The organism is Streptomyces sp. NPDC052701 (genome assembly GCF_040678355.1).
Classification (GTDB): Bacteria; Actinomycetota; Actinomycetes; order Streptomycetales; family Streptomycetaceae; genus Streptomyces.
On the sequence record NZ_JBFATO010000003.1, the window covers coordinates 1 to 11564 of the forward strand.

The following is an 11564-nucleotide window of genomic DNA, read 5'->3' on the forward strand; positions in this document are numbered from 1 at the left end:
GGAAGAGGAGCCGGAGCGCCGGATCCAGTGAGGCGCAGGTGGCCGGCCGGGGCCGCCGCGGGGGCGTTCCCGCGCGGCGCCCGCGCACGGCGGCGCCGAGGGCCGTGGACCCCTTCGTCGGGACGCCGCGGCGGCGGTGGACCGTCCGCCCCGCGCGCCGTGTACGCGGCCGTGGCGCCGGCCGGCCGGACGGCCGGGGTGCCGGTGGCACAGGGGCGGGCCCGGCCCGCTCGGCGCGTGCGTCGTCCACGGAGCCGGTCAGGCCCGCGCGGGACCGGCGAGGACCTCGTCCAGCCAGGCGAAGACCTCGTCCTGCATGCGGTCGGTGAAGACGTGGCCGAGGTCCGGCCACGTCTTCAGCCGCAGCCGTTCCCCGGCGTGGCGCGAACGCCAGACGGCACGCAGTCTGTCGTGCGCGACGCGCACGCCGTCGGCGGGGAACAGCGGGTCCCGCCCGCCGTGGAAGAACAGCATCGGTCTGGGTGCGGCGATGCTCGCCACGTCGGGAATGTCCAGGTGCCGGGCGAGCCCGGGGTGGAGCGTGCAGTACGCCGAATGCCCGCGCAGCGTGTTGTTGCCGGGCACCATCATCTCCTTCAGACCGGTCATCCAGCACACGCTCGCGGCGGCCGCGACGTGGTCGCTGAGCGCGGCGGTCTGCCAGGCGCGGTAGGCGCCCATGGAGAACCCGACGGCCGCGACCCGGCGCCGGTCCACCCGGTCGAGGCCGGCGAGGAAGGCGGCGGCGCGCTCGTCCTCGCGCGCCATGAGCCCGGCGAGGGAGGAGCCGAGGTGGTGGAGGTTGCTCGCCAGGGCCTGCTGCTGGTCGTAGGCGACAGGCCCGCGGTCGCCCCAGCCGAGGGCGTCCAGGCACAGCACCACATGGCCGCGCCGGGCCAGTTCGTCGCCGACGAACCGGCCGCTGAAGCACCGGTCGGCCCAGGCCCGCGCGGAGGCGAGGCGGGTGTCGTCGTACCAGGGCCGGACGAGTTTCTCCTTGCCGATGTCGAACCTGGCCCCGTGGTCGTGCAGGAGCAGGACGGCGGGGAAGGGCCCCGGGCCGCGCGGGGTGAGCAGGGCGCCGCGGACGCGTTCGTAGCGGGTGAGGGAGACGGTCACCAGCTCCCGCGTGTACCCGTCGCCTCGGGAGAGACCGGTGTACTCGGGGGCGTAGGGGGTGCCGTCCTGCCGTCCGACGAGCAGGTGTTCCTCGACGGTGGCCCGGGCGGCGCGCCGCCAGGCCCGGAAGTCGCGGACCGGTGAGGTCCCCCAGGCGAGCGGGAAGGTCAGTTCGTCCTTCAGGACGGCGTGGAAGCCGGGCAGGTTTCCCCCGACGAGCCCGCTCAGCACGCCTCCTTCCACGGCCGCCAGTCGCCGAGCCAGTCCGCGCGGGTCGCCGACGCGGCCTGCTCCGCGGTGAGTTGCGGCCGGTTCCCGGGGACGGTGACGACCGCGCCCGGGCCGGTGTTGCGGTACTCGGCGAACCGCTGGTCCTGCCAGGGGAAGGCGTCCGACATGGCGGCGTAGGGCGCGACCGCGTCGATGCCGGGGCCCAGCCACGTCTCCCGGACGACGAGCATCGGCCGGGCGGTGCGGTCGGAGCCGGGCACCCAGGGGCGGGCCAGCTTGTAGTGGCCGTCGGGGGCCTCGCTGCTCACGCGGCTGCCGGTGACGAGGTGGCCGCGCGGGTTGGCGCCCGCCGTGGAGGGCGCGAAGACGAAACCGTACGGGGCGCCGTCCAGGTCGGTGCGGTCCAGGGTCCGGAAGTGGCAGTGTTCGAAGACCGCCGTGGCCCGGCCGAAGACGAAGTCGACGTCTCCCTCGGCGTAGCAGTGGGAGTAGTACTGGCGGGCGAAGGCGGTCAGGGCGAGGGAGTCGGCGTAGAGGGTGTCCTGGTGGCCGAGGAAGCGGCAGTGGTGGAAGGCCGAGCGGTCGCCCTGCACCTTGATCGCGACGGCCTGGGTGCCGGTGACGTCCGGGTGGTCGGCGCGCAGCCAGTCGTTGGCGAAGGTGATCCAGCGGGCGGTGAAGCCGTCCGCCCGGACGGTGGTGGTGGCCGATCCGGTGGTGCCGTACGTGCCGCCGCCGGGCTTGGGGGTGCCGGCCGCGTTGTCGTACACGACGACGACGTCCCGGGGGTTGCCGGAGGCGCCGATCCAGGTCATCCCGGTGCGGCCGGCGTCGACGGCGACCGTCTCCCGGTAGACGCCCGGGGCGATGACCAGGGTGCGGCCGGTCCCCGTAGCGGCGGCCACGGCGGCGGCGACCGTGGTGAAGTCGCCGGCGCCCGCGGGGTGGACGTACAGGGTCCCCGGGTCCCGGCGGTCGGCCGGCGAACCGAACCGGCCGAACGGGCGGGGCCGGGCGCCGGCCCACGCGGGGCCCGGGGCGAGGCCGGACGCGGCGCCCGCTGCGGCGCCCGCGACGAGGAGGGACCGGCGGGACAGGGGGCGGTGGGGCTGCGAGCGCATGCGGCTGCTCCTTGGCGGTGCGACTCGTGCGGGGCGGGGGGACCGGTGGCCGGATCGGGGTGGACCGGTGGCCGGGGCGGATCGAGGCGGGCCGGTGGCCGGGGCGGGCGCGGCCCGGCCGGAGGTGCGGGGCGGGCCGCCCCGGCCGGGGGTGCGGGGCGGGCCGCCCCGGCCGGGGGTGCGGGGCGGGCCGCCCCGGCCGGTTCGGGGGAACGTCAGCACACGCGTCCGGCGCCCGCGCGGGCACCGACGATGCCCGGGACCGCCCTCGGCGGGTCCACCTCGGTGCGCAGGGCCGGGGTCCAGCCGGCGCCGGACCGGAGCGTCTCGGCCGGGATCTCCGCGTTGTGCACGGCGACCAGGTCGACGATCCTGCCGTTGACGTGGTTGTTCCCGGCGGTGACCGGCGCCTCGCTCCACTTCTTGAAGATCTTCGCCGGGCTGATCCCCGGCGCCAGGGTGAAGGCGTTGTGCTCGGCGACGAGCCGGGACTCCTTGCCGATGCCGTACACGTAGCCCCACTTCTGGTCCTTGGTGACCACGAAGTGGTTGTTGTACGAGTCGACCTGACCGAACCGCACGCGCGGCGCCCGCTCGACGATCCCCTCGAAGCGGTTGTGGTGGAGGGTGACCCTCAGCTTCCCGGTGTCGGTGGCGGCGGCGCCGTCGCTGTTGCCGATCAGTATGGTCTTGTCGTGGTCCCGGAAGGAGTTCCAGGACACGGTGACCCGGTCGGCGCCGCGTACGACGTCGAGCAGGCCGTCGTGCCGCTGGTAGGTCTTGCCGAAGTAGGCCGGCAGGCCGCTGTCGGGGTACCGGCCGTCGGTGAGGGTGTTGTGGTCGATCCACACGTGGGCGGAGCCGTGGACGACCACGCCGTCGTACTCGGAGTTCCAGGCGCCGGTCCCGTTGTCGTCGGTCGGGTCCCACTGGGGGAAGCAGTCGACCGGGGCCTCGATGGTCAGGTTGCGGACGATGACGTTGTCGACGCCCTTGATCCGGAGGCTGCCGCCGCGGATGCCGGAGCGCTTCCCGACGCCGACGATGGTGGTGTCGGCGGGGACGTCCGCCGTGACGGCCGCCTCCTGCCGGGCGGCGGAGGCGGCCCGCAGGTCCTCCTGCTCGCCTCTGACCGGTGTGTCGTGGCCCCAGACGGCGGGGTCGTAGGCGGCGAGGTACTTGCGGAAGTCGTACCCCTCGGCCTCGAACGCCTCGCAGCCCTGCGAGACGGCGTCGATCATGCCCTTGACCCTGATGATCCTGGGCGCGGATCCGCCGTCCCGGAGGGCGGTCCGGAACTCCTCCCAGGTGGTGACCGTGTGGACGTGCGCGGCGTCGGCGGCCGAACCGCCCGTCGTGCCCGTGCCCTCGGAGGCCCAGCCGTCGCGCGCGCCGAGGACCTCGCGGCCGGGGTCGCGGCCGCCGGCCCGGGCGCCGGTGTCGGCCAGGGACAGCACCAGGGCGGTGCAGCCGGCCAGCACGACGGCCCTTTTCATGGCATGCCCATGCCATACATGTGCGTTCACGGTGCGGCTCTCTTCCTTCTTCGTCGGGGTGTCGCGCGGTGGCCTCCGGCCAGGTGGCCGGGGCCCGGGGAGGTCCTCGGGGGCGCGGGGAACCGCGCGTCCCGCCGCGGGACGGTCCGCGGAGCACGGGCCGTCCCGCGGCGGAACCCGGGGCGCCTATCCGTTCTGCTGGTTCCACTCGGCCTGCGCCTCGTTCAGCTGCCCGGCCATCGTGTCCAGGAAGTCCTTCGCGCTCATCTTCCCGAGCAGCACCTTCTGGAAGTTCGGCTCGTTGTCCGCCTTGGAGATGGTGTTCCAGTCGGGCAGGTAGTACGGCAGCTGCACGATCGTGGTCGAGCCGTCGCTCAGCGCCTGCGCGGCCAGCTTCGTCGGCTCGGCCTTCTCGATCCACGGGTCCTTCGCCGCGTCCAGGTTCGCCGGCACCTGCCCCGCCGACTCGTTGAACTTCGAGTTCTCCTCGTGGGAGAGGGCGAACTCGATGAACTTCCAGGCGGCCTCCTTGTTCCTGGAGCTCTTGAACAGGCCCAGCCCGTCCACCGGGTTGGAGACCTGGACCCGCTTGCCGTCCGGTCCGGTCGGCTGCGGGATGCCCCGGAACCCGTCGGCCCCGAACGCCTTCACGTGGTCCTGGTAGGAGCCCAGGTTGTGGTTCAGCATGCCGATCGTGCCGGAGTCCCACTGCGCGACCATCTTGGTGAAGTCGTTGTTCAGGTCGGCGGCGGGGGTGACCTTCTTGTAGAGCCCGGCGTACTTCTCCAGGGCCTCGACGTTCCTCGGGTCGTTGACCGTGGTCTTCTCGCCGCTGGAGTCCCAGAAGGACGTGATGCCGGACTGCCCGTACATCGCGTCCAGCGCCTGGGCGATGGAACCGGCGCCACCGCGGATGGTGTACCCGAACTCGTTCCTGCCCTTGCTGGTGAGCTTCTCGGCGGCCTCGTAGAACCGGTCCCAGGTCGTCGGCTCGTCCAGGCCCGCCTTCTCGAACAGGTCGGTGCGGTAGTACAGGACGCCGTTGTTCGCGGAGGTCGGGACCGAGTACAGCTTGTCGTCGCCGCCGGCGGCCTTCAGCGACTCGACCATGTCCTTGTTGAGTCCGCCGCTCAGCGACGACGCGCCGAACCGGTCGTCCAGCGGCTCCAGCGCGCCCTGCGCGGCGAAACCGGCGAGCATCGCCGCGCCGACACCGCCGACGTCCGGCAGACCGCCGCCCTGGATGGCGGTGTCGACCTTGGACTGGTACTCGGTGGAGGCGATCCCGACGTACTGGACGTCGATGTCCGGGTTGGCCTTCTCGAAGTCGGCGATGATCTCCTTCCAGATCCCGGTGCGGACACCGCCGTTGTTGTCCCAGAAGACGATCTTTCCCTTGCCGCTGCCTTCGGCGCCCTCGTCACCGCCCCCGCCGCTGCCGTCGTCACCGCAGGCGGTGGCGGTCAGCGCGAGCACGGCGCCCAGGGCGACGGCGGCCGGTGTCCGGCGTCTGCCGGTGCTGCTCCTGAGAATGCTGATCTTCATTGGTCGGCTCTCTTCTTCTGGATCCAACGGAGAGGTGGAGGTACGGGGGTCCGTGCGGGCCCGCGGCCCTCAGTAGCGGGTGCGGCGCCCGGCCCGCGCAGGCGGTCCGTGACGGTGTGCGGGGCCGACCGGGCGCCGCCCGGGCGCCGCCCGGGCGCGGCGGGCGGGCCCTCGGCGCCGCGCCCGGCCCGTGGTGGCGGGGCCCGGGCGCCGCCCTGCATCGGGCGGACGAGGCCCGGCCGGTGACGGTAAGGGCCCCGTCGGCGGTGCCGCCGGCGAGGGAGGCGAAGCCGTGCGGCCGGTCCGTCCGGCGGGGAGCGGCGGCCACGGCCGTGCCGTGCCCCGGTCTCGGCAAGCGCTTGCTCCGGTGGTGCGTCATGGCGGCTCCCCACGGGCCTGCGGGCGGTCTCAGGAGGGTGTGATCCGGAAGTGCGTGAACGTGGCCGCGCCGGCGTGCCCCTGGCCGGCGGGTGCGAGGGCGAACAGTGCGAGCAGGGCACCGACCCAGCGCCACGGGGTGGCGGCGAAGACCTGGCCGGAGGGACGGAAGCCGTCGCCGGTGTCGGAGGAGAAGCGGCAGCGTGCCCCGGCGCCGATCTCGACGCGCAGCCGCGCCCGCCCCTGGGGGGCGAGCCGCGGATGGCCGGCGTCCCGTTCCCGTTCGGCCACCGTCTCGGCGAACCGGTGGACGAGGTGCGCGGTGCCGTCCGCGCCCCGCTGGAGCCCGATCCAGCAGAAGGCGTCCCCGAGGACCGCCAGTCCGGCCCGGGCGCCCGGTTCCCCGCTGTCCAGGCGCAGCTCCACCTCGGCCGCGCAGGGCGTGCCCGGCAGCCGCTGGGTGAGGACGTTGGGCAGCCTGCGCAGGTCGTGGGCGTCGGCCGAGCGGACGCAGGTCAGCCTGAGCCCGTCCCCGGAGTGCCGGGTGGTCCAGCCGTCGTGGGGGTCCCCCCGCCCGGGTGAGGCCGGGAGCGGGGGAGGGTTGGCCGTCCACTGCCACTGCGGTCCGTACCGCCCGCCGGGGAAGTCGTCGTCGGTGGCGGGCGCCGCGGGCGGCTGCGGCGGCAGGTCCGGCCGCCGGTGTTCGGTGACGGGGGCGCCCTCGTCGCCGAGCACCGGCCAGCCGTCCGCGCCCCAGCGCATCGGCTGCAGGTGCACGACCCGGCCGTAGGCGCCGCGCTGCTGGAAGTGCAGGAACCAGTCCTCGCCCGCGGGGGTGCGCACCCAGCCGCCCTGGTGCGGCCCGTTGACGTCGGTGTCCTTCTGCTCCAGGACGACCTTCTCCTCGTAGGGCCCGAAGAAGCCGCGCGAGCGGAAGGCGCCCTGCCAGCCGGTCTCCACTCCCCCGGCGGGCGCGAAGATCCAGAACCAGCCGTCGTGCCTGTACAGCTTGGGGCCTTCGAGGGTGAACCAGCCGGGGATGCGGTCGGCGTCGACGATCACCGTGCCCTCGTCGAGCAGGGCGGTGCCGTCCGGGCTCATGCGGTGGCCGGTGAGGCGGTTCTTGACGCCCGACCGCGACCTGGCCCAGGCGTGCACCAGATAGGCCTCGCCCGTCTCCTCGTCCCACAGCGGGCAGGCGTCGATCAGGCCCTTGCCCCGCTTCAGCAGGTGGGGGCGGGTCCACGGGCCCCGGATCCCGGGGGCGTTGACCTGGAAGACGCCCTGGTCGGGGTCGCCCCAGAAGATCCAGAAGCGGTCGTCGTGGTGGCGCAGGGACGGGGCCCACACGCCGCGGTCGTGCCGCGGCCGGGCGAACTCGGCCGCCGGCTCCAGGCGTTGCAGGGCGTGCCCCACCAGGGTCCAGTTGACCAGGTCGCGGGAGTGCAGCAGCGGCAGGCCGGGGACCCGGCCGAAGCTGGAGGCGGTCAGGTAGAAGTCGTCGCCGACGCGCACGACGTCCGGGTCGGACCAGTCGGCGTTCAGGACCGGGTTGCGGTACGTCCGCGCGGTCACGCGCTCACCGCCCTGCGGACGAGGGCGGCGGCCGTCTCCCGGTCCAGGCGCCCGTCGGCGACGACGGTGACGACCCGGCGGACGAGGGTGTCGCCGGGGGCGACCGGCAGCCGCTCGTGGTGCGCCAGCGACGACCCCACGCCCGGGTACTCGGTGGCGCGCACGAACCACGGGTCCCGGCGGGTGGCGTCCGTCGCCCCGGCGAAGACCAGCGTCCAGGTGGAGCCGGCGAGCGCCAGCCAGTCGGCCCGTCCGCCGTGCACCCGCGCCTCGCCCTCCGCGTCGGCGGTGAACACCCGCGGGGCCTCGGCCTCCTTGCGGGCCCGCCAGAAGAAGCCGCCGTAGGCCGCCCCCGGGCGCCCGTTGGTGGCCGGGCTGCCGATCGTCAGCGTCGTTCCGGTGACGTTGGTGAGGGAGAAGGTGAGGTCCAGCGCCCAGGCCGTCCCGGTGAGTTCCGTGGCGGCCACCGTGCGGCGCTCGCGCAGCAGCTCGGCTCCGGCGGCCACCCAGCGCAGCTCCGCGACGAAGCCGTCGGGGTCGCGCAGCCGGAAGCCGGCGTGCCGCTGCGCGCCGTGGTTGTCCAGCTCGGTCGGGCCCCGGTCGCGTACGAAGGTGCGTCCGCCCCAGAAGTTGTGCCCCTCGACGTCGGGAACGGCGACACCGACGCCGAGGTGGTGTGCGTGGTCGGCGGGGCCGAGCTCGGTGACCGCCGTGCCGGCCAGGGTGGTGACGGGGTGCAGGTAGGGGCGCGGGGACAGGCGCGCCGGGAGCTCCGGCCGGGTGACGTACCGGCCGACCGGGCGGCCCGCGACGCGCAGGACCGTGGAGTCGTCGGTCATCGGGTGCTCACCTCTTTCTGGCGGTGCCGCGCGGGGCGCGCCCAGGGGGCGCCCAGCTCGGAGTAGAGGGAGAGGGTGTCGGCGGCGGCCGCGACCAGTGCGTCGATGCCGGGCACGACCCTGCGGTTCTCGCCGGGGATCCGGTGCCAGGCGGTGCCGGGCAGCGGCGTCGGGTCGGGGGCCTGCCGGACGGCCTCCACGACCTTCATGAAGGCGCCGGTGGCGTCCGGGGGGACCAGCAGGTCCGCCCCGGTGGTCAGGTGCGCGACCAGGTTCTCCAGCAGATCGGTGCGGCCGTGGCCGGTCTCCTCCGGGCCGTGGCCGGCGCGCTGGAGCAGCACGCGGTCCTGCTTGTACCAGAAGGTGATCCGCCCGCTGCTGCCGTGCACGAGGACGTACGGCTCGTCGGCCCGCTCGGCGCACAGGGTCGCGGCGACGGTGACCGGGTGGCCCTGCGCGGTGCCGATCCGGACGCAGGAGGTGTCGTCGGACTCGATGGCGTTGGCGCGCAGCAGTTCGGTCTCGATGCCGGTGACGTCCTCGGCGCGGGTGCTGCCGCCGAGCGCGAGCGCGGTGGCGACGGCGTGCGCGAGGGGGTTGGTCAGCGCCCCGTCGATCACGTCGGCGCCGTCCAGGCGCCGCCTGCCCGCCCAGGGCGCCCGCCGGAAGTAGGCCTCGTCGCGCACCCAGGCCCCGGCCCCGCCGATCCCGGTCAGCCGGCCGATCGCGCCCTGGGCGACCAGCTCGCGGATGGCGGGCACGGCGTGCGAGCCCAGCGACTGGAAGCCGATCTGGCAGGCGACGCCGGCCTCGGCGACCCCGTCGGCCATGCGGCGGAACTCGGCGTAGGAGGGGGCGGGCGGCTTCTCCAGCAGGATGTGCACGCCTTTTTCCGCAGCGGTCAGCGCCAGGCCGGTGTGGGTCGGGATCGGTGTGCAGATCACGGCGATCCGGGCACCGGTCGACTCCAGCAGGGCGCCGAAGTCGGCGGACTGCTCGGGCCCGCCCAGGCCGGCGAGCTCCTCCTCGCCCAGCGGGGTCAGCTCGCAGACGCCGGCCAGCCGGACGAGCCCTTCGCGCTGCAGGCGGCGGATGTTCTCGACGTGCCAGCGGCCGTGGCCGCGGGCGCCGGCGAGGACGACGGGCAGGGGGGTGGCGTTCGGGGTCATCGGATCCTCCCGCCGTCCGCGCCGTCCGCGGTCCCGCGGCCCGCCCGCCGGGCGCCGCCGGCCCCGCCGTGCGGCGCGGGCGTCCGGCCGTGGTGCGCGGGCGGGGCCGCGCGGCCGGCCTCCCGCCCCCGGGCCCGCCCGGGCGCGCGCCGGCCCCCCGGCAGGGCGTTCCTCGCGGTGAGGTGACGGTCCCTCATCCCTTCACCGCCCCCGCGCTGAACCCGGTGATCAGCCACTTCTGGATGAAGGCGAACACGACCACGACCGGGACGGCCGCGATGATGCCGCCGGCGGCCAGGGCGCCCAGGTCGACGCTGTCCGCGCTCATCAGGGTGTTCAGGCCGACCGGGATGGTCTGCTTGTCCTGGTTGTTGAGGAACATCAGGGCGAAGAGGAAGTGGTTCCAGGAGTGCACGAAGGCGAAGGAGCCGACGGCGATCAGACCCGGCCGCAGCAGCGGCAGCACGACGATCCGGAAGGCCGTCAGCCGGTTGCAGCCGTCGACCCAGGCGGCCTCCTCCAGGGAGTACGGCACGTTCTTGATGAAGTTGCCGATCAGGATCATCGACAGCGGGAGCTGGAAGACCGTCTCGGCGAGGATGACGCTGCCCAGCGAGTTGATCATCTGCAGCTCGGCGAAGATCTCGAACAGCGGCACCAGCAGCAGCGCGCCCGGCACGAACTGGGAGCACAGCAGGCCCAGCATGAAGGCCCTCTTGACCTTGAAGTCGAACCGGGCGAGGGCGTAGCCGCCGGCCAGCGCGACGACCGTCGTCATGACGAGGGTGGCGAGGCCGACGAGCACGCTGTTGCCGAAGTAGGTGCCGAAGCCGCGTTCGGTCCACACCTTCTCGAAGTGGTCGAAGGTGACCGGCCAGGGCACCAGCGAGGTCGAACCGGCCGGGCGCAGGGCGAACAGCAGGATCCAGTAGAACGGGATCAGGGTGAAGACGAGGTAGACCGACAGCGGCAGGTAGATCTGCCAGCGGGGGGCCTCGTCCCAGGCCCGGCGGCGCCCCCGGGCCGGCCGCGGCGGCTCGGGGGCGGGGCGCGCGGGGGCGGGGGCGGCCGCGGTGGCCTCCTTGGTGATCACTTGTCGCCTCCGAACTTGCTCAGCCGCAGGTAGACCATCGAGCAGAAGAGCAGGATCACGAACGCCACCGTGGTCAGGGCCGAGGCGTAACCGAAGTCGTGGGACTCCACGGACGTGTTGGCGATGTACAGCGGCAGGGTCGTGGTCTCACCCGCGGGTCCGCCGCCGGTCAGCGTGTAGAGCAGGTCGACGTTGTTGAACTCCCACACCGCGCGCAGCAGCGTGGACAGGATGATGGCGTCCTTCAGGTGCGGCAGCGTGATGTGCCAGAACTGCTTGAGCCTGCTCGCCCCGTCCACCTCGGCCGCCTCGTACAGGTCCTTCGAGACGGACTGGAGGTCGGCGAGGATGAGGATGGCGAAGAAGGGCACACCGCGCCACAGGTCGGCGACGATCGCCGCCGGGAAGACGGTGGAGGTGTCCGACAGCCAGCTCGTGCCGTAGGAGCCGAGGCCCAGATCGGCCAGGTAACGGGTGACGCCCGTCTGCGAGTTGTACAGCAGCACCCAGATCGCGGAGGTCAGGACGCCCGAGACCGCCCACGGGGAGAACACCAGGGCGCGCCCCAGCGCCCGGCCCGCGAAGGTCTGGTTGACGACGAGCGCCAGCGCGAGACCGAACAGCAGCTGGAGGCCGACCTCGACGAGGACCCACTTGGCGCTGAAGACCAGGGTGTCCCAGAACAGCGGGTCCCTGGTGAAGATCTCGGTGAAGTTCTCGAAGCCCGCGTAGCCGTTGCGCCACGGCTTGGTGGGGTTGTAGTTCCGCAGGCTGTAGTAGAAGACGCTGACGACCGGGTAGGCGATGAAGCCCAGCATGAGCAGGGCGGCCGGGGCGATCAGCAGGTAGGGGAGCCTGCGCGGCGTGGCGGAGGCACGGCGCCGCCTCGGTGGCGCGGGCGGTTTCGCCACGGCTGCGGCTTGGGCCATGACTGTTCTCCGTTTCTCGTACGTCGTGCGTTCGCGAGCGGGTGGAGCGGGACCTGCCGGGGTGAAGCG

The 11564-nt window shown here is 73.8% G+C and carries 9 protein-coding genes; all 9 read right to left on the bottom strand.

What is annotated here, in order from left to right; translation table 11 throughout:
* Positions 1-258: 258 nt before the first annotated feature.
* Complete coding sequence (locus AB0L29_RS05055) at positions 259-1350, bottom strand: dienelactone hydrolase family protein (protein ID WP_365823457.1); 1092 nt, start codon at positions 1348-1350, stop codon at positions 259-261.
* The gene (locus AB0L29_RS05060; RefSeq protein WP_365823459.1) at positions 1344-2471 is read right to left on the bottom strand and encodes a pectinesterase family protein; all 1128 of its coding nucleotides are present in this window, start codon (positions 2469-2471) and stop codon (positions 1344-1346) included. Before AB0L29_RS05060 ends, AB0L29_RS05055 begins: the two co-directional genes overlap by 7 nt.
* A gap of 215 nt (positions 2472-2686) precedes the next feature.
* Positions 2687-3967, bottom strand: a complete 1281-nt coding sequence (locus tag AB0L29_RS05065) for a pectate lyase (RefSeq protein WP_365823461.1) — start codon at positions 3965-3967, stop codon at positions 2687-2689.
* A gap of 186 nt (positions 3968-4153) precedes the next feature.
* The gene (locus AB0L29_RS05070) at positions 4154-5512 is read right to left on the bottom strand and encodes a sugar ABC transporter substrate-binding protein (protein WP_365823463.1); all 1359 of its coding nucleotides are present in this window, start codon (positions 5510-5512) and stop codon (positions 4154-4156) included.
* 408 nt (positions 5513-5920) lie between these two features.
* Positions 5921-7465 carry a family 43 glycosylhydrolase gene (locus tag AB0L29_RS05075; RefSeq protein WP_365823465.1) on the bottom strand — a complete coding sequence of 515 codons (1545 nt, stop codon included), beginning with the start codon at positions 7463-7465 and terminating at the stop codon, positions 5921-5923.
* The gene (locus AB0L29_RS05080; protein ID WP_365823467.1) at positions 7462-8304 is read right to left on the bottom strand and encodes a PmoA family protein; all 843 of its coding nucleotides are present in this window, start codon (positions 8302-8304) and stop codon (positions 7462-7464) included. Before AB0L29_RS05080 ends, AB0L29_RS05075 begins: the two co-directional genes overlap by 4 nt.
* A complete protein-coding gene (locus AB0L29_RS05085) occupies positions 8301-9473 on the bottom strand; it encodes a Gfo/Idh/MocA family oxidoreductase (RefSeq protein WP_365823469.1) in 1173 nt (390 codons plus the stop codon). Before AB0L29_RS05085 ends, AB0L29_RS05080 begins: the two co-directional genes overlap by 4 nt.
* 193 nt (positions 9474-9666) lie before the next feature.
* Positions 9667-10566, bottom strand: a complete 900-nt coding sequence (locus tag AB0L29_RS05090) for a carbohydrate ABC transporter permease (protein WP_365823471.1) — start codon at positions 10564-10566, stop codon at positions 9667-9669.
* Positions 10563-11495 carry a sugar ABC transporter permease gene (locus AB0L29_RS05095; protein WP_365823473.1) on the bottom strand — a complete coding sequence of 311 codons (933 nt, stop codon included), beginning with the start codon at positions 11493-11495 and terminating at the stop codon, positions 10563-10565. The genes AB0L29_RS05090 and AB0L29_RS05095 overlap by 4 nt, the downstream gene beginning before the upstream one ends.
* Positions 11496-11564 lie beyond the last annotated feature (69 nt).

Coding starts and splice junctions, on each gene's coding strand:
- AB0L29_RS05060 (WP_365823459.1), bottom strand. CDS start 2,471: ATGCGCTCGCAGCCCCACCGCCCCCTGTCCCGCCGGTCCCTCCTCGTC.
- AB0L29_RS05065 (WP_365823461.1), bottom strand. CDS start 3,967: ATGAAAAGGGCCGTCGTGCTGGCCGGCTGCACCGCCCTGGTGCTGTCC.
- AB0L29_RS05070 (WP_365823463.1), bottom strand. CDS start 5,512: ATGAAGATCAGCATTCTCAGGAGCAGCACCGGCAGACGCCGGACACCG.
- AB0L29_RS05080 (WP_365823467.1), bottom strand. CDS start 8,304: ATGACCGACGACTCCACGGTCCTGCGCGTCGCGGGCCGCCCGGTCGGC.
- AB0L29_RS05085 (WP_365823469.1), bottom strand. CDS start 9,473: ATGACCCCGAACGCCACCCCCCTGCCCGTCGTCCTCGCCGGCGCCCGC.
- AB0L29_RS05095 (WP_365823473.1), bottom strand. CDS start 11,495: ATGGCCCAAGCCGCAGCCGTGGCGAAACCGCCCGCGCCACCGAGGCGG.